Annotated in this window: 31 protein-coding genes; 12 read left to right on the top strand and 19 right to left on the bottom strand. The window is 61.8% G+C overall.

Annotated features, from left to right (window positions below; genetic code table 11):
* Positions 1–397, bottom strand: a 397-nt coding sequence (locus TU79_RS24680) for a hypothetical protein (RefSeq protein ID WP_156418202.1), incomplete at its 3' end; no start/stop codon positions are given.
* Positions 398–675: 278 nt separating this feature from the next.
* Here TU79_RS24680 and TU79_RS24675 point away from each other — a divergent pair.
* Together TU79_RS24675 and TU79_RS24670 are read left to right on the top strand one after the other, a co-directional pair.
* Positions 676–1542, top strand: coding sequence for a pirin family protein (locus TU79_RS24675; RefSeq protein WP_057010402.1), 867 nt, complete (start codon positions 676–678; stop codon positions 1540–1542).
* Between the two features lie 158 nt (positions 1543–1700).
* Positions 1701–3146 (top strand): mechanosensitive ion channel domain-containing protein, encoded by a 1446-nt coding sequence (locus TU79_RS24670; RefSeq protein ID WP_057010401.1) that lies wholly within the window; start codon positions 1701–1703, stop codon positions 3144–3146.
* A 130-nt stretch (positions 3147–3276) separates the two neighbouring features.
* On the opposite strand, the gene gudD is transcribed toward TU79_RS24670, so the two are convergent.
* Together gudD and TU79_RS24660 are read right to left on the bottom strand one after the other, a co-directional pair.
* A complete protein-coding gene (gene gudD / locus TU79_RS24665) occupies positions 3277–4629 on the bottom strand; it encodes a glucarate dehydratase (protein ID WP_057010400.1) in 1353 nt (450 codons plus the stop codon).
* Positions 4630–4642: 13 nt separating this feature from the next.
* Entirely contained in the window at positions 4643–6049 is a 1407-nt protein-coding gene (locus tag TU79_RS24660) for an MFS transporter (RefSeq protein WP_231986806.1), read from the bottom strand.
* Between the two features lie 261 nt (positions 6050–6310).
* Between TU79_RS24660 and TU79_RS24655 the strand changes: the two genes are divergently transcribed.
* Both TU79_RS24655 and TU79_RS24650 read left to right on the top strand, forming a co-directional pair.
* Complete coding sequence (locus TU79_RS24655; RefSeq protein ID WP_057010399.1) at positions 6311–7012, top strand: FadR/GntR family transcriptional regulator; 702 nt, start codon at positions 6311–6313, stop codon at positions 7010–7012.
* Positions 7013–7145: 133 nt separating this feature from the next.
* Complete coding sequence (locus TU79_RS24650; RefSeq protein WP_057010398.1) at positions 7146–7733, top strand: LysE family translocator; 588 nt, start codon at positions 7146–7148, stop codon at positions 7731–7733.
* On the opposite strand, the gene TU79_RS24645 is transcribed toward TU79_RS24650, so the two are convergent.
* The 5 genes from TU79_RS24645 to TU79_RS24625 all read right to left on the bottom strand — a co-directional run bounded on the left by TU79_RS24645 (position 7675) and on the right by TU79_RS24625 (position 10936).
* The gene (locus TU79_RS24645; RefSeq protein WP_057010397.1) at positions 7675–8568 is read right to left on the bottom strand and encodes an AraC family transcriptional regulator; all 894 of its coding nucleotides are present in this window, start codon (positions 8566–8568) and stop codon (positions 7675–7677) included. The two genes, TU79_RS24650 and TU79_RS24645, sit on opposite strands and share 59 nt — an antisense overlap.
* Before the next feature lie 60 nt (positions 8569–8628).
* Positions 8629–9105 carry a copper chaperone PCu(A)C gene (locus TU79_RS24640; protein ID WP_057010396.1) on the bottom strand — a complete coding sequence of 159 codons (477 nt, stop codon included), beginning with the start codon at positions 9103–9105 and terminating at the stop codon, positions 8629–8631.
* Positions 9105–9710 carry an SCO family protein gene (locus TU79_RS24635; protein WP_057010395.1) on the bottom strand — a complete coding sequence of 202 codons (606 nt, stop codon included), beginning with the start codon at positions 9708–9710 and terminating at the stop codon, positions 9105–9107. The genes TU79_RS24640 and TU79_RS24635 overlap by 1 nt, the downstream gene beginning before the upstream one ends.
* Positions 9711–10014: 304 nt before the next feature.
* Complete coding sequence (locus TU79_RS24630) at positions 10015–10302, bottom strand: hypothetical protein (protein ID WP_057010394.1); 288 nt, start codon at positions 10300–10302, stop codon at positions 10015–10017.
* 157 nt (positions 10303–10459) lie between these two features.
* On the bottom strand, positions 10460–10936 hold the full coding sequence (locus TU79_RS24625) for a PA2171 family ribosome-binding persister protein (protein WP_057010393.1): 477 nt from the start codon (positions 10934–10936) through the stop codon (positions 10460–10462).
* Positions 10937–11239: 303 nt separating this feature from the next.
* Here TU79_RS24625 and TU79_RS24620 point away from each other — a divergent pair, with 303 nt between their 5' ends.
* The gene (locus tag TU79_RS24620) at positions 11240–11446 is read left to right on the top strand and encodes a PLDc N-terminal domain-containing protein (protein ID WP_057010392.1); all 207 of its coding nucleotides are present in this window, start codon (positions 11240–11242) and stop codon (positions 11444–11446) included.
* A gap of 60 nt (positions 11447–11506) precedes the next feature.
* Here the strand turns inward: TU79_RS24620 and TU79_RS24615 are convergent, their stop codons facing one another.
* Together TU79_RS24615 and TU79_RS24610 are read right to left on the bottom strand one after the other, a co-directional pair.
* Positions 11507–12067: a type 1 glutamine amidotransferase domain-containing protein gene (locus tag TU79_RS24615; protein WP_057010391.1), complete on the bottom strand. Its 561-nt coding sequence runs from the start codon at positions 12065–12067 to the stop codon at positions 11507–11509.
* A 31-nt stretch (positions 12068–12098) separates the two neighbouring features.
* A complete protein-coding gene (locus TU79_RS24610) occupies positions 12099–12602 on the bottom strand; it encodes a DUF4142 domain-containing protein (protein ID WP_057010390.1) in 504 nt (167 codons plus the stop codon).
* Between the two features lie 198 nt (positions 12603–12800).
* Between TU79_RS24610 and TU79_RS24605 the strand changes: the two genes are divergently transcribed.
* The gene (locus TU79_RS24605) at positions 12801–13010 is read left to right on the top strand and encodes a hypothetical protein (RefSeq protein ID WP_057010389.1); all 210 of its coding nucleotides are present in this window, start codon (positions 12801–12803) and stop codon (positions 13008–13010) included.
* A 1-nt stretch (position 13011) separates the two neighbouring features.
* Positions 13012–13722 carry a DUF72 domain-containing protein gene (locus TU79_RS24600; RefSeq protein ID WP_057010388.1) on the top strand — a complete coding sequence of 237 codons (711 nt, stop codon included), beginning with the start codon at positions 13012–13014 and terminating at the stop codon, positions 13720–13722.
* 177 nt (positions 13723–13899) lie between these two features.
* Here the strand turns inward: TU79_RS24600 and TU79_RS24595 are convergent, their stop codons facing one another.
* Complete coding sequence (locus TU79_RS24595) at positions 13900–14826, bottom strand: alpha/beta hydrolase (protein ID WP_057010387.1); 927 nt, start codon at positions 14824–14826, stop codon at positions 13900–13902.
* Positions 14827–14989: 163 nt separating this feature from the next.
* On the opposite strand from TU79_RS24595, the gene TU79_RS24590 reads away from it, so the two are divergent.
* A complete protein-coding gene (locus TU79_RS24590; RefSeq protein WP_057010386.1) occupies positions 14990–15577 on the top strand; it encodes an NUDIX domain-containing protein in 588 nt (195 codons plus the stop codon).
* Between the two features lie 29 nt (positions 15578–15606).
* Here TU79_RS24590 and TU79_RS24585 read toward each other — a convergent pair whose 3' ends face one another.
* Complete coding sequence (locus tag TU79_RS24585; protein ID WP_057010385.1) at positions 15607–16479, bottom strand: undecaprenyl-diphosphate phosphatase; 873 nt, start codon at positions 16477–16479, stop codon at positions 15607–15609.
* Positions 16480–16656: 177 nt separating this feature from the next.
* Here TU79_RS24585 and TU79_RS24580 point away from each other — a divergent pair, with 177 nt between their 5' ends.
* Entirely contained in the window at positions 16657–17160 is a 504-nt protein-coding gene (locus TU79_RS24580) for a GNAT family N-acetyltransferase (RefSeq protein ID WP_057010403.1), read from the top strand.
* Here the strand turns inward: TU79_RS24580 and TU79_RS24575 are convergent.
* The gene (locus tag TU79_RS24575) at positions 17138–18082 is read right to left on the bottom strand and encodes a GlxA family transcriptional regulator (protein ID WP_057010384.1); all 945 of its coding nucleotides are present in this window, start codon (positions 18080–18082) and stop codon (positions 17138–17140) included. The genes TU79_RS24580 and TU79_RS24575 overlap by 23 nt on opposite strands.
* A 171-nt stretch (positions 18083–18253) precedes the next feature.
* Between TU79_RS24575 and TU79_RS24570 the strand changes: the two genes are divergently transcribed.
* From TU79_RS24570 to TU79_RS24560, 3 genes are all read left to right on the top strand, one after another.
* Positions 18254–18883, top strand: coding sequence for a TetR/AcrR family transcriptional regulator (locus TU79_RS24570; protein ID WP_057010383.1), 630 nt, complete (start codon positions 18254–18256; stop codon positions 18881–18883).
* Positions 18880–19557, top strand: a complete 678-nt coding sequence (locus TU79_RS24565) for a type 1 glutamine amidotransferase domain-containing protein (RefSeq protein WP_003239372.1) — start codon at positions 18880–18882, stop codon at positions 19555–19557. Before TU79_RS24570 ends, TU79_RS24565 begins: the two co-directional genes overlap by 4 nt.
* 77 nt (positions 19558–19634) lie before the next feature.
* Positions 19635–20759, top strand: a complete 1125-nt coding sequence (locus TU79_RS24560) for an alkene reductase (RefSeq protein WP_057010382.1) — start codon at positions 19635–19637, stop codon at positions 20757–20759.
* Positions 20760–20993: 234 nt separating this feature from the next.
* Here TU79_RS24560 and TU79_RS24555 read toward each other — a convergent pair whose 3' ends face one another.
* From TU79_RS24555 to TU79_RS24530, 6 genes are all read right to left on the bottom strand, one after another.
* Positions 20994–21992: an NAD(P)H-quinone oxidoreductase gene (locus tag TU79_RS24555; RefSeq protein WP_057010381.1), complete on the bottom strand. Its 999-nt coding sequence runs from the start codon at positions 21990–21992 to the stop codon at positions 20994–20996.
* A gap of 164 nt (positions 21993–22156) precedes the next feature.
* Positions 22157–22975: an alpha/beta fold hydrolase gene (locus tag TU79_RS24550; protein ID WP_057010380.1), complete on the bottom strand. Its 819-nt coding sequence runs from the start codon at positions 22973–22975 to the stop codon at positions 22157–22159.
* Between the two features lie 104 nt (positions 22976–23079).
* On the bottom strand, positions 23080–23796 hold the full coding sequence (pcsA, locus tag TU79_RS24545) for a phosphatidylcholine synthase (RefSeq protein WP_057010379.1): 717 nt from the start codon (positions 23794–23796) through the stop codon (positions 23080–23082).
* Between the two features lie 153 nt (positions 23797–23949).
* Positions 23950–24870 (bottom strand): class I SAM-dependent methyltransferase, encoded by a 921-nt coding sequence (locus TU79_RS24540; protein WP_057010378.1) that lies wholly within the window; start codon positions 24868–24870, stop codon positions 23950–23952.
* A 63-nt stretch (positions 24871–24933) separates the two neighbouring features.
* Positions 24934–25422, bottom strand: coding sequence for a DUF1289 domain-containing protein (locus TU79_RS24535; protein ID WP_057010377.1), 489 nt, complete (start codon positions 25420–25422; stop codon positions 24934–24936).
* 84 nt (positions 25423–25506) lie between these two features.
* A partial coding sequence (locus TU79_RS24530) for a ribonucleotide-diphosphate reductase subunit beta (protein WP_178087838.1) occupies positions 25507–25868 on the bottom strand: 362 nt, incomplete at its 5' end.

Raw genomic sequence — 25868 nt, 5'->3', positions numbered from 1 at the left:
ATTCCGGGATTTCAAGCCTGCCGCTGGCATCTATCGTGCGATGGAGCGGGGCGCCGATCGGACTGCCATCCGCTGCGATGGCCTGCACCATCACCGGCGTATCGCCGATGGGCACAAGGCGAGTGCTTTCGAACAGATGCACCAGCGTCAGCGAACCCTGGGCGGGGCAGGTCGCGACAACAGCGCTTGGCGTGCGCGAAGACGCCGGCGCACTCAGCGTGACGTCGTCGCCGACCTTGAAGATCTGTTCAAGCGCCAGCGCCGAGCCGCTCCAGAAACTCTCGGCCCAGGCGTCGAAGGTGTTCAGGCAATCGCGAAAGTCACGAAAAACGCTTTCGACGTCCGGTGCCTTGGCATCCATTGGCGTCAGCACCAGCTTGGCAATGACCGGAATCATGAAACAGCCCCGCAACCGGGGGCTTTAGCCAGCAACTCCATCTGCAATCCCTCGCACTGTGTGATCAGGCGAAGGACTTTGCCGAGGTCGGGGTAGGAGGGGAGTAGAGGTTATCCGGCGGAGCTGTGGGATGTTTCAGTAGAGCTCGTCTCCCATACGATGCTCCGCAACAGCGCGCACTGATGTATCGTTCCATATATGGAACGATCAACGCTGTTTTTACCGTCTAGCGCACAATTGCTATCGGTTTTAAGGTGTATGCACTTTGGAGGTACATCATGAAAAAGCTTATCGGTCTTTACACCAGCCCTCGTGCCCATTGGGTCGGCGACGGCTTCCCGGTGCGCACGCTGTTTTCCTACGACAACCTGGGCAAGCACATCAGCCCGTTCCTGCTGCTGGACCATGCCGGCCCGGCCGATTTCACGCCGACCGAACAGCGGCGCGGCGTCGGCCAGCACCCTCATCGCGGTTTTGAAACCGTGACCATCGTGTACGACGGCGAAGTCGAACACCGCGATTCCACCGGCGCCGGTGGCAAAATCGGCCCCGGCGACGTGCAGTGGATGACGGCGGCCAAGGGCATTCTGCATGAGGAATTCCACTCCGATGCCTTCGCCCGCAGCGGCGGGGCGCTGGAGATGGTGCAACTGTGGGTCAACCTGCCGGCCAAGGACAAAATGGCCGACGCCGGTTACCAGACCATCGTCGACGGTGACATTCCCGTGCTGCCACTGGCCAACGACGCCGGCAAGCTGCGCCTGATCGCCGGAGAGTTCGCCGGCACCCAAGGCCCGGCGCGCACGTTCACGCCCATCGACGTGTGGGACCTGCGCCTGAATGCCGGCAAGGCCGTCACCCTGGCCCTGCATGCCGGGCGCAATACCGCGCTGGTGATCCTGCGCGGGACAGTGCAGATCAATGGCGAAGAGGTGGCGCGCCAAGGGCAACTGGCGCTGTTCGAGCGTGACGGCCAGCAGCTTTCACTGGCGTCGGACGATGACGCCATGGTGCTGCTGCTCAGCGGCGAGCCGATTGACGAGCCTATCGTCGGGCACGGACCGTTCGTGATGAACACCGAGCAGGAGATTCATCAGGCGTTTGCCGATTTCCAGGCCGGCAAATTCGGCCAGATGCATGCCTGACTCTGTGGGAGGTGGCCCAGCCACATAGAAGGCCACCCCATCCCTGTGGCGAGCGGGCTTGCCACAGTTTTGGCGCAGCGTTCTACATTTTTTGTTGCGCTATACCCGCCATCTTCATTTCATGCGATCTTCCCGTCATTGCCACTGGAGTCGCCTGGATGCCCTCATTTATTGCCGATCACCCGATGCTGTGCGCACTGGTCTTGATCCTGATCGACATCGCCGTGTGGCGGCTGATTTCCGCCAACCTGGCCAACTGGAAGCTGGCGGCGCGGCTGGTGATTTTTGCGGTGTTCAGCGCGGTGCTGTTCAACGATGGCATGAACCCGATGCTGGTGGCGCCCTATGCTGACGACACCGCGCTGCATATGGCCGCCACCGCTTTGCAGATCGGCTGGTGGCTGTTCGCGGCGCGCACGCTCACGGTGCTGCTCGGCGCGTTGATGATGCAGCGGGTCGGGCACACCGGGCGGTTATTGCAGGACTTGATGGGCGCGGTGATTTTCCTGATCGCGATCATCGCCGCCATGGCCTATGTGCTCGACCTGCCGGTCAAGGGCGTGCTGGCCACCTCCGGCGCGGTGGCGATCATTGTCGGTCTGGCGCTCCAGAGCACCTTGAGCGATGTGTTTTCCGGGATTGTGCTTAACACCACCAAACCCTATCAACTGGATGACTGGATCTCCATCGATGGCACCGAAGGCCGTGTCACCGATATCGACTGGCGCGCCACACGGTTGCAGACTTCTCAGGGCAGCCTGGCGGTGATTCCCAACTCGCTGGCGGCCAAGGCCAAGATCATCAACTTTTCGCGTCCGGCGGACATGTTCGGCCTGACGGTCAGTCTGCAGGTCAGCCCCCATGCACGTCCGCAAACCGTGATCGATGCGCTGGAGCGTGCCATGCAGGGCTGTCGACCGTTGTTGGCCAAGCCCGCGCCGAGCGTGGCGTTCAAGGCGTCCGCCAGTGGCGGCGTGGAGTATGAAATCAGTGGTTTCGTGCCGGCCATGACCCTCAAGCGCGAAGTGCGCAACCAGCTTTACGACCTGGCGTTCCGGCATTTGCAGGCGGCGGGGGTGGGCCTGTTTTCGTCGACCGAGAGCAGCGCACCGGCCGAGATATCCGGCGCGCGCGCGTTGCTGGAGCGCTCGTCGATTTTCTCCACGCTGCGCCAGGAAGAGAAAGAAACCTTCAGCCAGAACATGACCCTGCACACCTACCGCGCTGGCGAGATGATCTTGCCGGCAGGGGAGGTCAGCGATCATTTGTTTATCGTCGAGTCCGGCGTTGTGTCGGTGATGCTCACCAAGGCCGGGCACACATTCGAAGCCGGACGCATGGGGCCGGGGGAGGTGATCGGCGAGGCGGGCATCCTGTCCGATCAGGCGGCGCTGGCGGACTTCACCGCCAAGACGTTCTGCACCCTGTACCGCATCGAAAACGAATACCTCAAACCGTGCCTGGATGCGCGTCACGACATTGGCGAAGCGATGAAGGCGCTGCTGGATTTTCGTCTGCATGCTGCGCAGGTGCTGACCGAGGACGCGCCGGTGGTGCCGGTGAAGAAGGGCTTTTTACAATGGTTGCGAAAACGCGGCCTGTAACGGTACGCAAGTGCTGGATGCGCGTCTGCTCAAACCGCTGCGCAAGGTCGAGATCGTGTCCGAGAACGGCCGGGTGCCGGGGCTTGGGGACGTTGTCACCCAGGCCCCGTAGGCCGTTAATGACGAGGGTTCAGCGCACCAGGCACGGGCGCTTGTTGTCGAAGCTCCAGCCGGGAATCAGAAACTGCATGGCGACGCTGTCATTGCGCGCGCCCAGGCCCATGCCTTGGTAGAGTTCGTGGGCATGCGCCACGGCGTCCATGTCGATCTCCACCCCCAGGCCCGGCTTGGCCGGCACCTTGATGTGGCCGTCGACAATCTGCAGCGGCGCCTTGGTCAGACGCTGGCCATCCTGCCAGATCCAGTGGGTGTCGATCGCGGTAATGTCGCCCGGCGCCGCCGCGGCCACCTGGGTGAACATCGCCAGGGAAATATCGAAGTGGTTGTTGGAGTGCGAGCCCCAGGTGAGGCCCCACTCGTGGCACATCTGCGCCACGCGCACCGAGCCCTGCAGGGTCCAGAAGTGCGGGTCGGCCAGCGGAATATCCACCGATTGCAACTGGATCGCATGGCCCATTTCGCGCCAGTCGGTGGCGATCATGTTGGTGGCGGTCGGCAGGCCGGTGGCGCGGCGGAATTCGGCCATGACTTCGCGGCCTGAATAGCCGTTTTCCGCGCCGCACGGGTCTTCGGCGTAGGCCAGCACGTGATGCTGGTCGCGGCACAGGGCGATGGCTTCCTTGAGTGACCAGGCGCCATTCGGGTCCAGGGTAATACGCGCGTCGGGGAAGCGTTCGGCCAGTGCGGTGACTGCTTCGATTTCCTCTGCGCCGCTCAGGACCCCGCCCTTGAGCTTGAAGTCGTTGAAGCCGTATCTGGCCTTGGCGGCTTCGGCCAGACGCACGATGGCGTCCGGGGTCATGGCCTGCTCGTGACGCAGGCGGAACCAGTCGTCGTCGGCATCGGCTTCGCTGCGGTAGGCAAGGTCGGTGCGGCTGCGGTCGCCGATGTAGAACAGGTAGCCGAGCATCTTCACCGCGTCGCGCTGCTGGCCTTCACCGAGCAAGGCCGCCACCGGCACGTCGAGGAACTGGCCGAGCAGGTCGAGCAGCGCCGCTTCCATGGCGGTTACGGCGTGGATGGTGATGCGCAGGTCGAACGTCTGCAGGCCGCGTCCGCCGCTGTCGCGGGCGGCAAAGGTGCGGCGCATGGCATTGAGGATGCTCTGGTATTGGCCGATGGGTTTGCCGATCACCAGGCTGCGCGCGTCTTCCAGGGTCTCGCGGATACGCTCGCCGCCCGGCACTTCACCCACGCCGATATGCCCGGCGCTGTCCTGCAGGATCACGATATTGCGCGTAAAGAACGGCCCGTGGGCGCCACTGAGGTTGAGCAGCATGCTGTCGTGGCCGGCCACCGGAATCACTTGCAGGCTGGTGACCACCGGGGCGTTGCTGGCGTGGTGCTGATGTTCTGTGTTCATGAAGAAGCGTTCCTTATTTGCTCAGGGCGGGGGCAGGGTGCAGCACGCTGGCGGTGTGGGCGCCGGGGCGGGTCTTGGCGAAAAACACCAGGATGGCCGCGAGGATCGACGTCCCGGCCAGCCCGTACAGGCCGCCCTGGATCGACCCGGTGGTCTGCTCCAGAAAGCCGAAGGTGGTCGGCGCGACAAACCCGCCGAGGTTGCCGATGGAGTTGATCAACGCAATCACTGCCGCCGCGATGCGCGCATCCAGATAGCCCTGGGGAATCGGCCAGAACAGCGACGACGCCGACTTGAAGCCGATGGCCGCAAAGCAGATGGCGATGAAGGCAAAGATCGGCCCGCCGGTGGTGGAAAAGAACATCCCCGCGGCGGCAATCAACAGCGCGGTGGCCACCCAGGCCTGCTGGTGCTTGTACTTGCCGGCCAGCGCCGCGAACGTGTACATCGCGATGATCGAAATCAGCCACGGAATCGAGTTGAAGAAACCCACCTGGATGTCACTCAAGTCGCCCATCTTTTTGATAATGCTTGGCAGCCAGAAGGTGGCGGCATAGATGGTCAACTGGATGCAGAAATACAAGGCGCAGAACAGCATGATCTGACGGTCCTTGAGCAAGGTGCCCAGGGTTGGCTTGACCGTGTTGACGGCATCGCGCTCGCGTTGTTCGCGGTCGATCTCGCCCACCAGCGCGTCCTGTTCCTCACGGCTGAGCCATTTGGCATCGTGGGGTTTGGAGTCGAGCCAGAACCACACGAAAAAGCACAGCAGCACTGAAGCCATGCCCTCGATGATGTACATCCATTGCCAGCCGTGCAGGCCCAGGCCTGTGATCTGCAGCAGCACGCCGGACAGCGGGCCGGAGATCAGCGAGGCCAGCGCCGAGCCGCTGAGAAAGATCGCAATCGCCTTGCCGCGTTCCACGCCGGGCAGCCAGCGGGTGAAGTAATAGATCACCCCCGGAAAGAACCCGGCCTCGGCCACGCCCAACAGAAAGCGCAGAATGTAGAAGTGGGTTTCGTTCTGGATGAAGGCCATCAAGGTGGCGGTGATGCCCCAGGTGAACATGATGCGGGTCAGCCAGATACGCGCACCGACCTTTTGCAGCAGCAGGTTGGAGGGCACTTCGAACAGCGCGTAGCCGATGAAGAACAAGCCGGCACCCAGGCCATAGGCGGCCGCCCCGATGCCCAGGTCGTGTTCCATGTGGGTGCGCACAAAGCCGATATTGACGCGATCGATGTAGTTGACGATGAACATGATCACGAAAAGTGGGAGCACATGGCTCTTCACCTTCCTGATCGCGCGGGCCAGCACGGGGTCGTGGGCAGGCGCAGCTGTGGCAGGGCTGGAAGGGGTCACGAGGTAGAACTCCCACTGATTATTGTTGTGCGGGTCGGGTTCAGGATCGTCGGACATGTCTGACGACTTGCCAGACATCATACAACTGAGATTTTTAAAGTGGCAACCCCTATCTCCAGACCTGTAATTGACCCTGTGGGAGCTGGCTTGCCTGCGATAGCTTCACATTGCTGTAACTGATGCACCGCGGTGTCTGCATCGCAGGCAAGCCAGCGCCCACAAAAGACGGGTGCCTTTCGGGGGAAATGTGTTGTTGTCATACAAGTTGATGCTCAAACAGGATGCTAGTATTGGGCGGTCTTTTCGATGGATTCGCCCATGCTCACCGACCTCCCACGCAAGCGCCCCCAGGGCCTGGCCCATGACATCGTCAGCGACCTGACCCAGCGGATTCTGCTGGGGCAGATGGCGCCGGGCGAGAAGCTGCCCTCCGAGTCCGCTATCGTCGGCGAGTACGGTGTCAGTCGCACGGTGGTGCGCGAGGCGCTATCGAAATTGCAGGCGGCCGGCCTGGTGGAAACCCGGCACGGCGTCGGTACGTTCGTGCTGGCGCGCGACTCGCGCCAGGGCCTGCACCTGACCCACGACACGGCCGTGAGTGTGCGCGGCATCCTTGAACTGCGCATGGGCCTGGAAACCCAGGCCGCCGCCCTGGCTGCGCTGCGCCGTACCGATGCACAGTTGCAGCAGATGCGCGAGGCGCTTGATGATTATCAGGATTCGCTGGGGAGCCACGACAGCAGCGTCGAGCCCGATGTGCGCTTTCATCAGTTGATTGCCCAGGCCACGGGCAACAGCTATTTCACCGACGTGATTCAGCACTTGGGCCATTCGGTGATTCCGCGCTCGCGTATCAATGCCCAGGAGCGGGGTGACGTGGATCTGGTGCAGCTGGGGCGGTTGGCCAATCTGGAGCATGAGGCAGTCCTCAAGGCCATTCGCCGTCAGGATCCGGATGCGGCGCGTGCGGCCATGTTGCTGCATTTGAGTAATAGCCTGGAGCGTATGACGGGGGAATAATTCGGCTTTCCGGGCTGGTGGCCTGGCTTGCGTGCGGGGTGCAATTCTTCTACAGGGGCATTTTGTTCAATACAGCAGCCGTTGCACGCCCTACCGTGAGCACACCCTCCCTCGCTCACAAAAAGGAATCGCAATGAGCCTGATCATTTCCATGGCCGCCTTCGCCCTGGCGACTTCCATCACGCCAGGCCCTGTGAACGTGGTCGCCCTCAGCTCCGGCGCGCGCTTCGGTTTTGCCGCCAGTCAGAAGCATGTGTTTGGGGCGGCCACCGGGTTTACCGTACTGCTGATGCTGATTGGCCTGGGGCTGCATGAGGTGCTGGTGCGCTGGCCACTGCTCACTCAGGTGATCCAGTGGGGCGGCGTGGCGTTCCTGCTTTACATGGCGTGGAAACTCGCGGCGGATGACGGCCGGCTCGACGCTGATGGCCGCGCCAGCGCGCCGTCGATGCTCTATGGCGCGGTGATGCAATGGCTCAACCCGAAAGCCTGGCTGGCTTGCGTCGCGGGCATGGGGTTGTTCGTGGCGGACGGCGATGCCGCGCAGGTCTGGCTGTTTGCGGCGATCTATCTGGTGATCTGCTACCTGTCGGTGGCGTGCTGGGCGTACGCCGGCACGTTTTTGCGCCGCTACCTGGCCAATCCGCGAGGTGTGCGTTTGTTCAACCGCGCAATGGCCGCGTTGCTGGTGGCCAGTGTGGGTTATTTGCTGATGACGTGAGCACGTCGCGATACTGCCCTGGCGTGGCTGCGAAATGCTGTTTGAACGCGCGCTGGAAATGCGCCTGATCGGCGAAACCTGCCGCCAGTGCCACGTCGGCGATCAACTCGCCATTGCGCAATTGGCTGCGGGCAAACTGGATGCGTTGGTTCACCAGGAACGCGTGGGGCGTCAACCCGTAATACAGTTTGAACGCGCGGATCAGGTAAGAAGGCGACAGCTCGGCCGCGAGGCAAATGTCTTCCAGCGTCACGGTATCGGTGCAGTGCGCGCGAATGTAATCGGCGGCGCGTTCGAGTTTGTGATTGGCCTCGCGCAACGGCGCCCGCGAAGGGTTCAAGCGCTGCTGCACGTCGGTGAAGTAGCTCACCAGCGCGCTCTGTTTTTGCAGGAGTTCGGCCTGTTCATCCACCAACAAACCGTAAAGTGCGAGCAAACCGCTGTAGAGCAGGGCGTCGCGTGAATGCGGTGTGCTGAACGGGCGATAACCCCGGTCCGGGCTGAAACCCAATTGATATTGCAGGTCGGTCAGCCACGGCGTATCGAGGTAGAGCATGTGGTAGGACCACGGCGCGTCGTCGATGGGATTGCAGGCGTGCACGTCACCGGGGTTCATCAACACAACGGTGCCGGCGCTGATCTCGAAGGTCTGCGCGCCATGGTGGTAATAGCTGCGCCCGCTGATGATAGCGCCAATGGAAAAGTGCTCGTGGGCGTGGCGGGTGTACGTCACCTTGCGCCCGTCTGCGATGGTGCGCGCCTCGATGAAGGGCAGGCGCGCATCGCGCCAGAAGCGCGGCGCCTGCGCAGGGGCATCAGGGGGATTGAGCATCATGGCAGAGACTCCATGGTTGGGCGGGCGCGGGGACGTTGGGGATCGTCAGCCACCGAGCGATCAATGCATCTTGCCGTGGTCCATGTGCTCCATGCCATCGAGCCCGCGCACCGGCGCCTGCACCTGGATCACTTGTTTCTCGCCGTTGGCCGTTTCCACGGTGACGGTCAGCGGCACCTGCTCGCCTTCCTTGATCTGTCCGGTGAGACCCATCAGCATCACATGGTAACCGTTGGGGTCGAGCTTGACCGCCTTGCCTGCCGGCAGCGCGACCGAGTCCACCGGGCCCATGCGCATCACGTCATCCTTCATGCTCATTTCATGGATCTGCACGTCCTTGGCCACTGGGGTCGCCACGCTTACCAGCTTGCTGTCGCTGTCTGCCGTGAGGGTCATGAAGGCGCCGCTGGACGGCTGGCCGGACACGGTGGCGCGCACCCACGCATCGGTCACCTGGACCTGGGCACTGGCGTGGGCGGCGAGACCGAGCAGGGCCAGGCCGGCGGTCAGGCGTTTGAGGTGTTGAACGGCAGTCATTAGCAGACCTCCATGACGGTGAGCAGGTCTTCTGCGCACTCTTTAGCGGTAAGGGACGCCTGCAGCCCAAGGCGCAGGTTGCCACGGGTATCGAATACAAAGCTGGTGGCGGTGTGGGAGAGGGTGTAGGTGTCGCCGGCGGGGATCTTTTCATAGAAGATCCCGAACTCCTTGGCCGCCACGGCGACTTCTTCCGGGGTGCCATACAGCGCTTCGAAGCTGGGGTCGAAAGCCTTGACGTATCTGTCGAGAATTTCCGGCGTGTCGCGTTCAGGGTCAAGGGTGATGAAGATCACCTGCATGATCTCGCCGTCGCGGCCCATCAGCTTTTTGGCCTGGGCGGCGCGGGCCAGGGTGGTCGGGCACACGGCGGGGCATTGGGTGAAGCCGAAGAATACCACCGGCATCAGACCACGGTAGGAGCTGAGGGTGACGGTCTCACCCTCGGTGTTCTTGAGCTTGAAGGTACGGCCCATGATCTTGTCGCTCAGGTCCTTGCCGTACTTGAAGTTCAGCCTGGGGCTGCTGTCACAGCCGCTGAGCAGGCCCAGGCCCAGCAGGCCCATGCCGGACAGCACGGTGCGACGGGTGAATAACGTACTCATCAACGGTGCATCCTGTGTCACGCCCGCCTGGCGCCGAATGGACACATCAGGCTCCGAACGGCAGGCATTGAAAGAACAAGCGTGGAGGACGCCCAGTCTATCAACCCTGGCCAGCCGGCGTAATCTGCGACGTTCTGCCACAGGTGCACGGTGCGCGGGGCAATTTCTGTCGCTGCCGGGAGTGCGGGCGCGGCCATGAGGCCGCGCCTGCGTGTCGTGTTGAGGGGAAATCACGCGGGCACGATTGTCCTGCGCGGGCTTGGGCTGCGCGTCGGGCGGCAACATCTGGAACCATTTTGCCCGATCAATCAGCCGGACGAGGTTTCTTGTCGTCGGACGATTGCGAACTGTCGGAGGGCTCGGGCTTGATAGTCTGCGTGGCGGCAGGCTTCTTTGTTTTTACGCGGGTGGGTTTTTTCTTGTCCTGGTCGGAGCGACTGCCATGCCCGGAGCCCGGTGGCAGGGCAGACCCGCCGTTCAGCGGGGTGGCCGCCGGTCCGACATTATCGCCAAACGCGGCGTATGTCGGGGTTGCGAATACAGCCGACAAGGCCATGACCAGTAACAGGTTGCGGGACTTAATGGTCTTCATGACGTAATCCCCTCGATCCATTGACTAAAAACCCGAGCCCGACCTACGCCGGGCCCGAATCGTATATCAACCAGCATGAAACAACGGTGTCTCCTGATCAGGGACGCCTGTAACAAGCGTAGTTTGAAACCCCCCGAGTTCAAGCGACAGAGGTATCTCAGGCCGCCATCGGTTTGGTGCCCATGGTTTTCTTGTACGCCGCCTTCATCGCTTCCATCTCGGCGCCCAGCTCTTCGAGGATTTCCTTGCCCAGCAGTTTTTTAGCCTGGGGGAACATCTCGCTTTCCTCTTCCTCGATGTGATGCTCCAGCAGTTCCTTGACCACTTTCACGCGACCGGAAAACTCGGTGGTGGAGGGTTCGGTCTGCTTGAGGTCGGGCAGCACCAAGGCGTCGACGGTGCGGTGCTCTTCCTTGGCTTCGTGGTACATGATGTCCTGCTCCTTACCGCCGGCTTTTCTAAAAGCCGGGTAAAGAATTTCTTCTTCCAGCTTGGTATGCAGGCTGATCTCCATCTCCAGCTTGGCCAGCAACTCGGTGCGTTTTTTTACGCCGCGTTCGGTGGACTCGCTCAGTTGAGTCAGCAGGGCTTTGACGCGTTCGTGGTCGGCTTTGAGAAGGTCAATGGCATTCATGGTCGAACCTCACGGATAACGTTCGGGCGCGTCGAAGTGCGCGCCTCGTCCGTAGCAAGGTTGCATCAGTCGTACCATCTTGTTCGAAAAATAAATATCATATAAATCAATGGCTTATTTTTACCTTGAAGGGGCTTGATCGTGCAAGTTGCAGGGTGGCATCACGCAGGGATTGCACAACGCCTGTACGGGCAGCGCTTTGTGAGCGCGCAACGAACGCAGGCGCCACCGCCGTTCGCAAGAATTCGATGGAACCCTTGGGCGATCTGCTTGACCTAATGCATAGACCTGAGGAGGTGAATCATGCAATTGGAATATATCTGGATCATATTGGCGGTGATTGTGCTGTTGGCCGAGTTGTGGGCAATCAACGTGGTGCTGCGCAGCACGGGCGGCTGGGAGACCAAGGGGCTTTGGCTGATCATCCTGATCTTCGTGCCGCTGCTTGGACTGATCGCGTGGGCGATGTTCGGTCCCAAACGTGAGATGGCGGATCATCGCAAAAGTTGAAGGTCTGAAATTGAATAAAACAGGCGCCGAACGGCGCCTGTTTTCGTTGCTGCGGGCGGTTCAGCCTGCAAGTGCCTTGGCAATCGCTTCGTTGAACGCTGGCAGGTCATCCGGCGTACGCGAAGTGATCAAGGTCCAGCCATTGGCCTTGCACGTCTTGACCTCGGCGTCGACCCAGCCGGCGGCACCGGCGTTTTCCAGGTCGATGCGCACGCTCTTGTACGAAGTCAGCGTTTTGCCTTCGATCACACCGGCATCGATCAGCGTCCATGGGCCATGACAGATCGCCGCGACGGTCTTGCCGGCCTTGGCGAAGTCGTTGATCAGGCGCAGCGCGGCCGCGTCCTGGCGCAGGGTGTCGGCATTGACGGTGCCGCCCGGGATAACCAGTGCATCGAAGTCGCTGCTGTTCACGTCCGACAGTTGCACATCGGACTCCACGGTCCGGTCCTTTTCGGTGTCGCCGACAAACGTCTGGGTGCTGCCGCCGTTGCTGGATGCGTGGGTGACCGTGGCGCCATACCCGCGCAGGGCTTGCAGCGGCTTGAGCAGTTCGTCGCGCTCGATGCCGGTGTTGGAGGTGATGACAAGGATCTTCTTGCCGTTGAGTTGCGCACTCATGATCAGGTGTCTCCTTGAGTTGGGTTATGGGTTAATGGGCGTGCTTGGCTTGCAGCTCCCTGGCCATTTTCAGATGGCTTTCAAGGGTCGGCAGCGTCTTGGTGGCGAAGGCTTTCAGCTCGGCATTGTCCGAGGAAGCGGCTTCCTTCTTGAACAGTTCGACGGTTTTTTCATGGGCGTCTACCTGGTTGTTGGCGTACGCCTTGTCGAACAATTCATCACGCATTTCCAGGATGGCTTTCCTGGCCTTGTCTGTCAGGGCAGCGTCATCTGGCACTTCGATATCCAGTTTTTTCGCCAGGGCCATCAGTTCCTTATTAGCCTCGGTGTGGTCGTCGACCATGTGCTGGGCGAAGGCTTTCACGTCAGCCGAGCTGCTTTTTTCCAGAGCCAGTTTGCCAGCCTCGACTTCGGTGATACCGCCTTGGGCAGCATTGTCGACAAAGTCGTTGGATGTGGCGGCCATCGCGGCGGATATCGAACCTGCAACCAGCACAAAGGTCAGGCCCATTTGTTTCATCAGCAAATTAGTCATGGTGGATCTCCTTGAGTGTGGCGTGATGCCCTTACCTGTGTGTTGAACCGGTACCTGGGCAAAAGGTTTAAATTTTTTTCACAGCCGTTTTCCCAGCGGTCGAACCTGGCAATTTTCTTGAACCATCGAATTTCGATGGGCTCTGCTGCATAGGTGCCCGCCGATAGGGGCGGCCTTCCATTGTCAGGAGATCTCACCATGACCGATCACACCACCGCCGATAAAACTCCGGAACCGATCAGCTCTGAAGACGCGCAAAAAGGCACGGCCGGTCCGGCCAAAGGGCAAACCCTGGAGCGCCCGAACACGAAGACCGAAACCGTCGACAAAGTGCTGACGCCTACCGAGATCAAGGACCTTGAGCGCCAGACCGACGCGATCAATGAACAGCTCGCCAAGCGTCACTGAGATGGCACCGCTGCTCCTAGGCTGCGCAGGCTGGAGTTTGCCGCGTGAACACTGGCCGGCGTTTGCCGCAGAGGGCAGCCACTTGCAGCGCTACGCATCGCGTTTCAATGCGGTGGAGATAAACAGCTCGTTTTATCGACCGCACCTGCCAAAAACCTATGAGCGTTGGGCGCAATCGGTACCGCCGACGTTTCGCTTTTCGGTGAAGGTGCCCAGGCGAATCACCCATGAGTTGCGCTTGCAGCGCTGTCAAACGGCACTTGATGAGTTCCTCGCGCAATGCCTGCACTTGGGCGAAAAACTCGGTTGCCTGCTGGTGCAGCTCCCACCCTCGCTGAACCATGAGGCCACAGTGGCCGGCGCTTTTTTCGAGGCGCTGCGCCAGCGCTTTGCAGGCGATGTGGTACTGGAGCCGCGACATGGCAGCTGGGTGGCGGCCGGGGCGTTGTTGCAGGCGTACCGGATCGGCTGGGTGACCGCTGACCCGGTGGTCATCGATGCTGTCGATGTGTGGCAGGGCGTGCGCTATTGGCGCCTGCATGGCTCGCCGCAGATCTATCACAGTGCCTATGGCCCCGAGCGGGTCGCGTTCCATGCGCAAGCGTTGCACCAATCCACCGCTGCCGGCGTGCCCACCTGGTGCATCTTCGACAACACTGCCAGCGGCCATGCCGTGGCCGATGCGCTCTGTCTGTTGGAAAAAAAACCGTAAAAATATAAAAAGAGTTGTCCACGGAAACCGTGGGTATCTCTGTGGATAACTTTGCGAAGGCCCGGCAGGCTTGGCGATTTAAGCCAAGGTCATTATTTGATCAACTTCAGACGCGGGCCAGCATGGGCAGGGTTTGCGCTTGACACGCAAGCGCGAAGCCAGTGCCGAAAAGTGCGGTCATGAGTCGCCGCCGCGTCCTGTGGACGGCGTGACCACCGGTGCTGGCATCGCGGTTTGCATCAGGGCATCCAGTGCCAGGCGATAATTGCGCCCGGCCAGGCTCAGGCTGTTGTTGTGGCTGGCGCCGGGCACCAGCAACAGCCGCTTGGGCTCGCGCGCGGCTTCAAACAGCTGCTCGCTGAAACGTGGTGGCACATAGCGGTCATCCAGGCCATGCACCACCAGCAAGGGCATTTGAATGTCGGCAATTTTGTCGATCGAATCGAATTTCTGCGACAGCAACCAACGCACCGGCAGCGAGGTGTTGGCCACGGCCGTGGCGACATCCGCCAGCGAGGTAAAGGTGGATTCGATCACCAGACCGCGCACGGGCAACGGGGTTTGTTTGCCCAGTTGCGTCGCCAGGTCGATGGCCACCGCGCCGCCCAGGGAATGGCCGTAGATTAGCCGCTTGCCGGGGTCCGGTTGCAGCACCTGGAAGCGCTCCCAGGCGATGCGCGCGTCTTCGTAGACGCTGGTTTCCGAGGGCAGGTCGCCCTGGCTTTGGCCGAAGCCGCGGTAGTCGATGGCCAGCACCGAGTAACCCAGGGCGTGCAGTTGCTCGATGCGAAACAGCTGGCCGGTCAGGTTCCAGCGCACGCCGTGCAGGTAGAGGATCGCCGGTGCGTCCTGGCGGTCTGCCGGATACCACCAGCCATGGATGTTCTGCCCCGCTTTGAAACTGGCCGGTTTGAGCTCGAACTCCTGCACGGTTTTGGGTAAGCCGCTGTACCAGCCGGCCGTGCCCGGTTCGATGCGGAACACCAACTCGCGCTCCTTGTGTTGCAGCACCGCGCATCCCACCGGCAGGCCGACGATCAGCAGAGCCATGCACAGCAGGGGAAACCAGCGCAGGCTCAGGCGAGACAATAAACGTGAAGGCATGAACATTCCTGAAGAGAGGTGAAGCACGGGTTTTACCAGATGGCCTGTTGTGGCAGGCATTAATGCGACAGCCGTAGCATCGGGTTGCGTTGCAAGCTGCTTCAACTTGACGCTGGCAAAAAAGCTGCGACATGCTCCACCTCCCATGCACAGAGGCCCGATCATGGACAACAGCCCCGTACGGATCACCGCCGAAGAAACCCTCTCGGACAATTGGTATCTGCTGAAAAAATACACCTTCGACCTGCGCCGCCAGGACGGCAGCTGGCAGGCCCAGACCCGTGAGGTCTACGACCGCGGCAACGGCGCGACCATCCTGTTGTACAACCGCGAGCAGCGCAGCGTGCTGCTGGTGCGGCAGTTCCGCATGCCCACCTTCGTCAACGATTACCCGGGTTTTCTGATCGAAGCCGCCGCCGGTTTGCTGGACAACGCCAGTCCCGAAGAGCGCATTCGTCTGGAAGCCGAAGAAGAGACCGGCTATCGCGTCGGCCATGTGGAAAAGATCTACGCGGCGTTCATGAGCCCGGGGTCGGTGACCGAGCGCATTCACTTTTTCCTTGGCGAATATCAGCCGGCCGATCAGGTTGGCACGGGCGGCGGTCTGGAGGAGGAGGGCGAAGACATCGAGGTGCTGGAACTGGGCTTCGAGCAGGCGCTGGCGATGGTGCAAAGTGGCGAGATTGTCGATGGCAAGACCATCATGCTGTTGCAGCATCTGGAGCTGCGGATGTTGAAGGAGGGTTGGTAGGAGCGAGCGTGCCCGCTCCTGCAGACGTCTCAGCTCAACAGGCCAATACTGACCGCCACAATCAAAAACACCCCCAGCAACGCGCGGTAAATCACAAACGGCCAGGTTGAAAAGCGTTCCAGAAACTTCATCAACCCCCAGATCGCAAAAAACGCCGAAATGCTCGCCACCACCAGCCCGAACAGCAGGTGTGGCCAGGCGTTCGCGGGCAGGTCGGCGTGCAACAACACCCACAGTTCTTTCAAGCCGGCCAGGGCGATGGCCGGCAGGCCCAGCAGGAAGGAGAAACGCGCCGCTTCCTCGCGCTTGAAGTTGAGAAACAGCGCCGCCGTCAGCGTGGAGCCCGAGCGCGACACCCCCGGAATCAACGCGCCAATCTGCGCCACGCCTACGATCAGCGCATCACGCAGGCGCATCTGGCTGACGTCACGGGTATGCCGGGCGCGCAGCTCGGCCACCGCCATCAACACCGCCATCACCACGCAGGAAATACCGATCACCATCAGCCCGCGCATTGGCGAGTTGCAGGCATTCAGGGTTGAAGACAGCAGCAGCCCGGCAATGCAGATGGGGAGGGTGGCCAGCACAATCGCCACCGCCAGCTTGAACCAGCGGTCGTTGTAGTCGCCCCGGCGCACCGCGTCGATGCTGCCGGTGGTGACCTGGCGCACATCGCGCCAGAAATAACTGACCACGGCCGCCAGCGCCGCCAGTTGCATGGCCGCCGAAAACGCCGAGCCCGGATCCTGCCAGCCGAGCAGGGCGGGGACCACGCGCATGTGGGCGGTGGACGACACCGGCAGCAGCTCGGTGATGCCCTGAATCACGCCCAAAAAGAAGATCTGCAGGTAATCCAGGGAGGCAAAGCCGACATCCAGGCCGGCGGTACAGACGTTGGTCACGAGGCATGTCCTTGAGAAACGCGGGAATCGACGAAGTTTATTCCAAATGTTTCAGGATAATGGCCGGCGCCCTCGCTATCTGCATTCCGTTCAGCCAATAGAAAGGATTCACTCGGCATTGGCTTGAGGCGACGTTTTGTGAACAATGGCGCCCTGCGTTATTTCACTGAGAGCCCCATGCCTGAAACCACCGTCGAATTGATCCAGACCGGCCCCGAAGAGGCCGAGTTGATCCGCAATCTGTACCAGTACTACGCCTACGAGTCCTCGGACTGGGAGCAGGAGGATGTCGAAGCGGACGGCCGTTTCTATATCCATGACGAACACCTGTCCCGCTACTGGCAAGACCCGCAGTGGAGCGCCAACCTGCTGCTGGTGGATGGCTGCATCGCCGGCTTCATGCTGATCGAGGGCAGCGAACTGGGCATGGATGCCCTGGAGTTGGCCGACCTGTTCATCCTCAAGCGCTATCGCCGCAGAGGCATTGGCAGCGCCATTGCCACCCAGGTGCTGTGCAGCGGCGCGGCCAATTGGCTGGTGCGTTTTTATGATCAGGATGAAGTGTCACAGGCGTTCTGGCGCAGTGTGCTGGATAACCTGCCGCGCCCGGTGCAGACCCTTGAGCTGGACGATGACCCGCAGCTGGTGACTTACCTGATTACGCGGGCGGCGTTGCATTAAAGGCCTGCTGCATTGCTTGAGGCGGTTGCCCGAACGCCCGCAGAAACGCCTGGCGCATGCGCTCGCGGTCGCCGAATCCGGTTTCGCGGGCCACCACCTCAACCGGGTGCCGGCTGGTTTCCATCATCGCCCGCGCGGCTTCCACCCGCAGCGATTCGATAGCCTTGGCCGGTGTCTGCCCGGTCTCTTCGCGAAACACCCGGCTGAACTGGCGCGGGCTGAGCCGGGCGACCTCGGCCAGGGCGTCCACCGACAGGTCATGGGTGAGGTTCTCGCGGGCGTAGGCCAGGGCCAGTTGCACGCGGTCGGACTTGGGGTCCAGCTCCAGCAGGGCCGACAACTGCGACTGCTCGCTGCCCCGGCGCTGGGCGATCACCAGTTTGCGCGCGATGCGCCGGGCAAGATCGCTGCCCAGGTCGTTCTCCACCATGGCCAGGGCCAGGTCGACCCCGGCGCTCATGCCGGCGCCAGTCCACACCTGGCCGTCCACCACAAACAGCTTGTCTTCTTCCAGGCAGATGTGCGGATAGCGCTTGCGAAACGCTGGCGCGTGAATCCAGTGGGTGGTGGTGCGTTTGCCCTCCAGCAGCCCGGCTTCGGCCAGCACGAAAATCCCCATGCACAGCGACGCCACCCGGCGTGACTGCGCGGACGCGGTCTTGACCAGCTCCAGCAGGTTCGCTTCCGGCAGGCGAAATTCCAGGTAGCCGCTGACGATCAACGTGTCATAACCCTGGGGCCGCAGGGCCGAGGTGTTCACCGAAAAGCCCTGGGACGTCATCACCGCGCCGCCGCTTTCCGACACCAGGTGAAATTCATAGGCCGGCTCGCCGCGCAGCAGGTTCGCGCACTCGAACACCGAGCCCAAGCTGAGGCTCAGGGACTGGAAGTTCGGGTAAACCATCAGCGCAACGCTGTGCATCGTCATTCTCCAAGGGGCGCGGGAGGGGGATTGTCGGCGGGCGCCGGGGAAACGGCAACCGACTTCGGCGCATGTCCGAAATCCTTGCGGATCTGACATTGTGGGGTTCTGCCACGCTGCCTACCATGGCTTCACGAACTAGACGACTGGTCTAATCGGCGGGAGGCAAGCATGAGCAACGACACCAGAAGTGCCCGGCAAGTGATTCTCGACAGCGCGCAACCGCTGATCGGCGCCAGGGGATTTTCTGCGGTGGGCCTGAACGAAATACTGCAGGCCGCTGCGGTGCCCAAAGGCTCGTTTTATCACTACTTCAACTCCAAGGACGCATTCGGTGTGGTGTTGCTCGACACCTACTTCGACAACTACGTGCAGGGCATGCAGCAGTTGTTCAGCCAGCCCGACCTGTCCCGGCACAACACGTTGATGCGCTACTGGCAGGCCTGGACCGATAACCAGACCGGCTGCACCGATTCCGGCAAATGCCTGGCTGTCAAACTGGGTGCCGAGGTGTCAGACCTTTCGGAGCCGATGCGCCTGGCCCTGCAACGTGGCACCTCGCGCACCATCGAGGTACTCGCCGACGCCATACGCGGCGGGGTCGAAGAGGGTTCGCTGGCTATCGAGCAATCCCCCGAAGGCCTTGCCCGGCGCCTGTATGCGCTGTGGCTGGGAACCAGCGTCATGAGCAAGATCACCCGTAGCGCCGCGCCGTTTGCCGAGGCGCTGTCGCTGACCCAACAGTTGTTGGGCAGCCCTGCACACCCTGACATTCACCCTGATCGAGGCACTGGAAAATGAAAGTATTAATGGTACTCACCTCTCACGACCAGCTTGGCGACACCGGCCGCAAGACCGGTTTCTGGCTCGAAGAGTTTGCAGCCCCGTATTACGTGTTCAAGGACGCCGGCGTCGAGGTGGTGCTGGCATCTCCGGCCGGCGGCCAGCCGCCACTGGACCCGGTCAGTGACCAGCCGGACGCCCAGACCGAGCAGACCCGCCGTTTCGCCGCCGACCCGGCCGCGCAACAGGCCTTGGCCAACACCGTGAAGCTGGACACGCTCAACGCGGACCATTTCGACACCGTGTTCTACCCAGGCGGCCACGGACCGCTGTGGGACCTGGCCGAGTCGCCCACCTCGATTGCGCTGATCGAAGCGTTCGAGCGTGCCGGCAAGCCTATCGGCTTCGTCTGCCATGCGCCGGGTGCTCTGCGTCACGTCAAGGCGGTCAATGGCGAGCCGTTGATCAAGGGCCGCCGCGTGACGGGGTTCTCCAACTCCGAAGAGGCGGCGGTGCAATTGACCGACGTGGTGCCGTTCCTGGTCGAGGACGAGTTCAAGAAGCTGGGCGGCAAGTATGAGAAGGGCGCTGACTGGCAGTCCTTCGTGATTGTCGACGGCCTCCTGGTCACCGGGCAGAACCCCGGCAGTTCGAGCGAAGTGGCCCAGGCCCTGCTCAACCTCACCGCTTAATTCAATTAACCGTTTTATCGCTGGCGACTCGCACGAGTCGCCAACGTTTTCGTTCGTCCCGAATTTGGAATATCGCAATGACTGCCACTGTTTTAAACACCCCGGTAAAACTGGGCCATCACCTGCTGAACAACCGCGTGGTATTGCCGCCGTTGACCCGCCAGCGCAGCGCCCAGCCGGGTGATATCGCGACAGACTTGATGGCCGAGTATTACCGTCAGCGGGCCACTGCCGGTTTCATGGTCAGCGAAGGCACGCAGATCGAACCGCGTGGCCAGGGTTATGCCTGGACGCCGGGCATTTACAGCCCCGCGCAAATCGACGGATGGCGCAAGGTCACCCACGCCGTGCATGCCGAGGGCGGGGTGATCTTTGCCCAGCTGTGGCATGTCGGCCGGGTGTCCCACAATGCCTTGCAGCCCGAGGGCGCGGCTCCGGTGGCGCCCTCGGCGATTCAGGCGCAGCAGGCCAAGGCGTTTATCGCTACCGGCCCGGGTACTGGCGACCTGGTGCAGCCACCGGTGCCGCGCGCGCTGAACCTGCTCGAGATCGACGAGTTGGTCGGACAGTACGCCCAGGCCGCCCGCAATGCGCTGGACGCGGGGTTTGATGGGGTGGAGATTCACTCGGCCAATGGCTACCTGGTCAACCAGTTCATCTCGGCGCATTCCAACCAGCGCGACGACCAGTACGGTGGCTCGCTGGACAATCGCCTGCGGTTCCTGCGCGAAGTGGTCGAGGCGGTGAGCCAGGTGGTCGGTCCCGAGCGCCTGGGCGTACGGTTTTCACCGCTGTTCAGTGGCACCGATCAGGACCGTGTCTACATTGGCCTGGTGGAAGAAGACCCGCATCACACCTATATCGAAGCGATCAAGGTGCTGGAGCAGTCGGGTATTGCCTACGTGTCCATCGCCGAAGCCGACTGGGACAACGCCCCCGACCTGCCCGACAGCTTCCGCCAGGCCGTGCGCAGCACGTTCAGCGGCCGCATCATCTACGCTGGCCGCTACACTGCCGAGCGTGGCGCGCGGTTGGTCGAAGCGGGGCTGGCGGACCTGATTGCATTCGGCCGTCCATTCATCGCCAACCCGGACCTGCCGCAACGACTGTTCAACGGCTGGCCGTTGAACCCATTGCGTGCCGAAGGGATGTATGGCGGTTCTGAATTGGGCTATGTGGATTATCCGGCGTACGCCGAGTAGTGCAATTCACCGTGCTGTGATCCATTCCAGATAATCACACACCCCTGTGGCAAGCGGGCTCCTGTGGCGAGCGGGCTTGCCCCGCGTTGGGGTGCGAAGCGCCCCCCATCAAGTACGAACCCGATGTTGCGCAGAGGCTGATTTTTTGGGGCTGCTGCGCAGCCCAACGCGGGGCAAGCCCGCTCGCCACGGTAGCCCGCTTGCCACAGGGGCAGCGGGATTCCCTTACTGGTTTTAAATCACGCGCAGCACGATCTTGCCGATGTGGTCGCCACCTTCCATGCGGGCATGGGCCTGGTCGGCCTGGGTGTAGTCGAATACCTGGTCGATGATCGGCAGGCAGCGTCCTGCCGCCAGCACCGGCCACACGTATTCGCGCAGTTGGTCGGCAATCGCGGCCTTTTCATCGGCGGTGCGCGCCCGCAGCAGCGAGCCGGTGATCACTGCGCGCTTGCTGAGGATGGTCAGCAGGTCGACGTCGTTGGCCTTGCCGCCGCCGAGGAAGCCCAGCATCACCAGGTGGCCGTCCATGCCCAGGGCCTTGAGGTTATTGTTGAGGTAGGAGGCACCCATGATGTCGAGAATCACGTCCACGCCCTGATTATCGGTTTTCTTGGCGATCACGTCGGCGAAGTCCTGCTCGCGGTAATTGATCGGTTCGGCGCCCAGTTTGGCGATGGCCGCGCACTTGTCGGCGCTGCCGGCGGTGGCGAAGGCCTGGATGCCGAACTCGCGGCACAGCATCAGCGCGGTGGTGCCGATGCCGCTGGTGCCGCCATGGATCAGCACGCGCTCGCCCGTGTGGGCATTGCCCAGGCCGAACAGGTTGGCCCAGACGGTAAAGAAGGTTTCCGGGACGGCAGCGGCCTGAATCCAGTCCATGCCCTCGGGGATCGGCAACGCCTGGCCGGCCGGCACCGTGCAGAACTGCGCGTATCCGCCGCCGTTGGTCAGGGCGCAGACTCGGTCGCCCACGCTGTAGTGGGTGACACCGTCACCGAGCGCGACCACTTCACCGGCCACTTCCAGGCCCGGGATCGGGCTCATGCCAGGTTTCATCGGGTACTTGCCGGCGCGTTGCAGGGCGTCGGGGCGGTTGACGCCGGCGGCGTGCACGCGGATCAGGAGGTCACCGGGGCCTGGAGTCGGCACGGCTTCCTGGCGTGGCTTGAGCACGTCAGGTCCGCCGAATTCGGTGATTTCAATCAGGGTCATGGTGTGCGGCAGTGTCATGGAGGAGTACCTGTTGCAGTGAGCGTGTGTACTGGGACCGCAGCCTGCGGCGGTTGATTCCAACCATTGTCCAGTAACGGGCCGCACGCGTCAGCCAGGGATCCGCAGGCCAATGTGAAAGCGGGAGCTTCCACATTGGCTGTTCGCTGCGTGCAAACGGTTGATCAGCGCTGCAGAAACGCCAACAGGTCTTCATTGAGCTTTTGGGTATGGGTCGCGGCAAACCCGTGGGGGGCGTCCTTGTAGACCTTGAGCTGTGCGCCCTTGATCATCTGCGCGGCCACCTTGCCGGTGGTCTCGAACGGCACGATCTGGTCGCCGTCGCCATGGATCACCAGGGTCGGTACATCAATGGCCGCCATGTCCGCGCGGAAGTCGGTTTGCGAGAACGCGGTGACGCAGTCGACGGTGGACTTGAGCGACGCCAGCAGGGCGATCTGCAGGGTTTGCGCCAGCACGCCCTGGGAAACCTGTTGGCCCTTGTTGATCCCGAAGAACGCGGTGTTGAAGTCACTGATAAATTGCGCACGGTCCTTCAGCAGGCCGGCCTTGATGCCGTCGAACACCTCAGCCGGCACGCCTTGCGGGTAGTCCGGCTGCTGGCCGAAGATCGGCGTCACCGCACCCAGCAGCACCAGCCCCGCGACCCGGTCATTGCCATGGCGCGCGATGTAGCGCGCCACATCGCCGCCACCCATGGAGAAGCCGACCAGGGTAACGTCCGCAAGGTCCAGGTGCTCGATCAGTTGGGCGATGTCGTCGGCGAAGGTGTCGTAGTCGTTGCCGGTCCAGGGCTGGTCGGAGCGCCCGAAGCCGCGACGGTCGAAGGCGATCGTGCGGTAGCCACGGCTGCTCAGGTACTCCATCTGGTATTCCCACATGTCGGCATCCAGTGGCCAGCCGTGGCTGAACAGCACGGGCTTGCCGCTGCCCCAGTCCTTGAAGTAGATCCGGGTGCCGTCTTTGGCAACGAATGTGCTCATCTGAAACTCCCTTGTGCTTTAAAGCGCGAGTGAAAAAACCGCATCACTATTGCGTTAAATCCGACACAAGGGCTTGTACGGGCGTGCTTCGTTGCGCAAAAAGCTCAGCGCCGCGCTTCGATCCACTCAAGCCCCGTGCGCCACACGCAGATCCCGAGGAAGTACGCCGACATCAGCGACCACAGGCCGAACGTCCACGGGTTGGTGTTGGGGTGGTCCACGACCATCAGGAAGCTGCACAGCAGCCAGATGGTGGTGACCGCAATGTTGATCGGCATGAAGCGCTTCACGCGAAACGGGTGCAGGAACTTCATCGGGGTGACGGTCAGCAGGGCCAGGCCGATCACGGTGGTCAAGGTCACCCAGGCGTCCGGCTGGATGATGTAGACGCATAACGCGACCACGTTCCAGGCGGCCGGGAAGCCGACGAAGTAGTTGTCCTTGCTCTTCATGTTGACGTTGCAGAAGCAGAACAGCGACGACACCAGGATCACCGACACGGTGAACAGGTGGGTAAATTCCGGCAGGTCGATATAGCGGTAGATAAACAGTGCCGGAATGAACACGTAGGTCAGGTAGTCGATCACCAGGTCCAGCACCGAGCCGTCAAAGCTGGGCAATACCGTGCTGACGTTGAGTTTGCGCGCCAGAGAGCCGTCGACGCCGTCCACCACCAGCGCCAGACCCAGCCACAGCAGACAGGCCTTGGGCGAGTTTTCCAGGAGCGCCAGGGTGGCCAGGAAGGCCAGAACCACGCCGGTGGCGGTAAAGCCATGGGCGCCCCAGGCTTTGAGTCTGGCTACATGCAGGGTCGAGATCACGGGCGTTTCTCCAAAAGGTGTAACAGGGCAGCCGACAACGTGACGCCGTCGAGTCTGACCGGGGGGAATGCAGGTATCGACCGGGAATGAGGGGATAAGGTTCACCACCCCCGGTATTACTGCTTAGGTTAGCAAGCGTAGGACGTTTCGGCATCAGCCTTGGCGAAACACCAGGGCCTTCAAACCACTCTGTGGGTCGATATCGGGGAATTCCGGCGGGTTTTCCAGGCGTTCCACAAAGCGCAGGCCCGGTGCTTCGCGGGTGACGCCGTCGATCAGGAAGTCTTCACCAAAGGCTGGATCGTTCATGCAGGCCAGCACCGTGCCCTGCGCCGTGAGCAAATCCGGCAGGCGACGCAGCACGCGCTGGTAATCCTTGGTCAGCAGGAAGCTGCCTTTCTGGAAGGACGGCGGGTCGATGATCACCAGGTCGTACGGACCGTTGTGAGTGACCTTGGCCCAGGATTTGAACAGGTCGTGGCCCAGAAAGGTGACCTTGCCCAGGTCGTGACCGTTCAGGCGATGATTGTCGCGGCCCCGGCTCAGAGCGCCACGGGCCATGTCCAGGTTGACCACATGGGCCGCGCCGCCTTCGATGGCCGCCACCGAAAAACCGCAGGTGTAGGCAAACAGATTAAGCACGCGCTGATCCCGAGCCTGTTCACGCACCCAGTTGCGCCCGTGGCGCATGTCGAGAAAGAGGCCGCTGTTCTGCTTCTTACCCAGGTCGATCAGGTATCGCAGGCCGCCTTCGGTGATGGTCAACGCGTCGATGGGGTCGCCTGCCAGCCACTCGGTGGTGCTTTGCGGCAGGTAGCGGTGTTGCAGGGCGACGGCGCGCACGCCGCAGGTGGCCCAGTCGATCTGCAACAGTTGCTGTTTCAAGGCGTCCAGCTGCTCGGTCTGCTTGAACAGCGCCACCAGCACCACGCCTTGCAGCCAGTCCACCGTCAACTGCTCAAGACCCGGCCAGCAGCGACCACGGCCGTGGAACAGGCGCCGGGTTTCAGCGGGCGCGTCGGCCAGGGCGGTCAGCAAATGGGCATGCAGGGTGGCGAGTGCGTCTGGGGTCATCGGTGGGCGTCGGTGTTTGAACGGGCCGCATTTTAAACACAATGACGAGGAGAGTGGGGCGGTTCAGACACTGGCGATCAGCGCTGGCCCGAACGCATCCTGCAGAAACCCCGGCGCGATGTAGCGCTCGTAATGGGCTTCAGACAGCAGGAAAAACTCGCGGTCAATCGCATCGCGCAGCTCGCTGAGGCTGCGTTCGCGAAACTCCGGCAACAACGCCAGGCCATAGGCGTCCAAACGGGAAATCACCCGCGCGCCCCGGGCAATCAACTGGTAGGCCCAGCAATACGGCGACTGATGCGGCACATAGCGAATCTTGCGGTCTTCCAGTTGCTGGCGCAGGCGCTGGGGGTCGAACACTTCCAGCTTGCTGGTCATCACCTGCACCAGCAGTTGCTCAAGGCGCAGCCACACCGCCTGTTTTTCATCGGCGTTGTAGCCATTCCACTGGATGACTTCGTGGTGATAGCGCTTGCAGCCCCGGCACACCAGGTCACCGTAAACGGTGGAACACAGGCCTACGCAGGGGGTTTTGATGGTTTGATTGGGCATAAAAGGGTGTACACACGTTTAAAGAACACAGGCTCATGTGGGAGGGAGCATACCCCTCCCACATTTTTTCGGCGCCATGTTGATTCAGTCCCAGCTCAGCGCGCCGCCGGTCTGGTACTCGATCACGCGGGTTTCGAAGAAGTTTTTCTCTTTCTTCAAGTCCATGATCTCACTCATCCACGGGAACGGGTTGGTGGTGCCTGGATACTCTTCTTTAAGCCCAATCTGCGACAGACGGCGGTTAGCGATGAACTTGAGGTAATCCTCCATCATCGCCGCATTCATCCCCAGCACCCCACGCGGCATGGTATCCCGCGCGTATTCAATCTCCAGCTGCGTCCCCTGCAGAATCATCTGGGTCGCTTCTTCCTTCATCTCGGCATCCCACAGGTGCGGGTTTTCGATTTTGATCTGGTTGATCACGTCGATACCGAAGTTCAGGTGCA

It is taken from the genome of Pseudomonas trivialis (genome assembly GCF_001439805.1).
Classification (GTDB): domain Bacteria; phylum Pseudomonadota; class Gammaproteobacteria; order Pseudomonadales; family Pseudomonadaceae; genus Aquipseudomonas; species Aquipseudomonas trivialis.
Note: the sequence above shows the minus strand (reverse complement) of the source record. Positions and strands in the feature narration are given on the sequence as shown.

What these genes read in the sequence shown, in the direction of transcription:
- TU79_RS24675 (WP_057010402.1), top strand. Translation starts at nt 676, where the DNA reads ATGAAAAAGCTTATCGGTCTTTACACCAGCCCTCGTGCCCATTGGGTC.
- TU79_RS24670 (WP_057010401.1), top strand. Translation starts at nt 1,701, where the DNA reads ATGCCCTCATTTATTGCCGATCACCCGATGCTGTGCGCACTGGTCTTG.
- gudD (WP_057010400.1), bottom strand. Translation starts at nt 4,629, where the DNA reads ATGAACACAGAACATCAGCACCACGCCAGCAACGCCCCGGTGGTCACC.
- TU79_RS24660 (WP_231986806.1), bottom strand. Translation starts at nt 6,049, where the DNA reads ATGTCCGACGATCCTGAACCCGACCCGCACAACAATAATCAGTGGGAG.
- TU79_RS24655 (WP_057010399.1), top strand. Translation starts at nt 6,311, where the DNA reads ATGCTCACCGACCTCCCACGCAAGCGCCCCCAGGGCCTGGCCCATGAC.
- TU79_RS24650 (WP_057010398.1), top strand. Translation starts at nt 7,146, where the DNA reads ATGAGCCTGATCATTTCCATGGCCGCCTTCGCCCTGGCGACTTCCATC.
- TU79_RS24645 (WP_057010397.1), bottom strand. Translation starts at nt 8,568, where the DNA reads ATGATGCTCAATCCCCCTGATGCCCCTGCGCAGGCGCCGCGCTTCTGG.
- TU79_RS24640 (WP_057010396.1), bottom strand. Translation starts at nt 9,105, where the DNA reads ATGACTGCCGTTCAACACCTCAAACGCCTGACCGCCGGCCTGGCCCTG.
- TU79_RS24635 (WP_057010395.1), bottom strand. Translation starts at nt 9,710, where the DNA reads ATGAGTACGTTATTCACCCGTCGCACCGTGCTGTCCGGCATGGGCCTG.
- TU79_RS24630 (WP_057010394.1), bottom strand. Translation starts at nt 10,302, where the DNA reads ATGAAGACCATTAAGTCCCGCAACCTGTTACTGGTCATGGCCTTGTCG.
- TU79_RS24625 (WP_057010393.1), bottom strand. Translation starts at nt 10,936, where the DNA reads ATGAATGCCATTGACCTTCTCAAAGCCGACCACGAACGCGTCAAAGCC.
- TU79_RS24620 (WP_057010392.1), top strand. Translation starts at nt 11,240, where the DNA reads ATGCAATTGGAATATATCTGGATCATATTGGCGGTGATTGTGCTGTTG.
- TU79_RS24615 (WP_057010391.1), bottom strand. Translation starts at nt 12,067, where the DNA reads ATGAGTGCGCAACTCAACGGCAAGAAGATCCTTGTCATCACCTCCAAC.
- TU79_RS24610 (WP_057010390.1), bottom strand. Translation starts at nt 12,602, where the DNA reads ATGACTAATTTGCTGATGAAACAAATGGGCCTGACCTTTGTGCTGGTT.
- TU79_RS24605 (WP_057010389.1), top strand. Translation starts at nt 12,801, where the DNA reads ATGACCGATCACACCACCGCCGATAAAACTCCGGAACCGATCAGCTCT.
- TU79_RS24600 (WP_057010388.1), top strand. Translation starts at nt 13,012, where the DNA reads ATGGCACCGCTGCTCCTAGGCTGCGCAGGCTGGAGTTTGCCGCGTGAA.
- TU79_RS24595 (WP_057010387.1), bottom strand. Translation starts at nt 14,826, where the DNA reads ATGCCTTCACGTTTATTGTCTCGCCTGAGCCTGCGCTGGTTTCCCCTG.
- TU79_RS24590 (WP_057010386.1), top strand. Translation starts at nt 14,990, where the DNA reads ATGGACAACAGCCCCGTACGGATCACCGCCGAAGAAACCCTCTCGGAC.
- TU79_RS24580 (WP_057010403.1), top strand. Translation starts at nt 16,657, where the DNA reads ATGCCTGAAACCACCGTCGAATTGATCCAGACCGGCCCCGAAGAGGCC.
- TU79_RS24575 (WP_057010384.1), bottom strand. Translation starts at nt 18,082, where the DNA reads ATGCACAGCGTTGCGCTGATGGTTTACCCGAACTTCCAGTCCCTGAGC.
- TU79_RS24570 (WP_057010383.1), top strand. Translation starts at nt 18,254, where the DNA reads ATGAGCAACGACACCAGAAGTGCCCGGCAAGTGATTCTCGACAGCGCG.
- TU79_RS24565 (WP_003239372.1), top strand. Translation starts at nt 18,880, where the DNA reads ATGAAAGTATTAATGGTACTCACCTCTCACGACCAGCTTGGCGACACC.
- TU79_RS24560 (WP_057010382.1), top strand. Translation starts at nt 19,635, where the DNA reads ATGACTGCCACTGTTTTAAACACCCCGGTAAAACTGGGCCATCACCTG.
- TU79_RS24555 (WP_057010381.1), bottom strand. Translation starts at nt 21,992, where the DNA reads ATGACACTGCCGCACACCATGACCCTGATTGAAATCACCGAATTCGGC.
- TU79_RS24550 (WP_057010380.1), bottom strand. Translation starts at nt 22,975, where the DNA reads ATGAGCACATTCGTTGCCAAAGACGGCACCCGGATCTACTTCAAGGAC.
- TU79_RS24540 (WP_057010378.1), bottom strand. Translation starts at nt 24,870, where the DNA reads ATGACCCCAGACGCACTCGCCACCCTGCATGCCCATTTGCTGACCGCC.
- TU79_RS24535 (WP_057010377.1), bottom strand. Translation starts at nt 25,422, where the DNA reads ATGCCCAATCAAACCATCAAAACCCCCTGCGTAGGCCTGTGTTCCACC.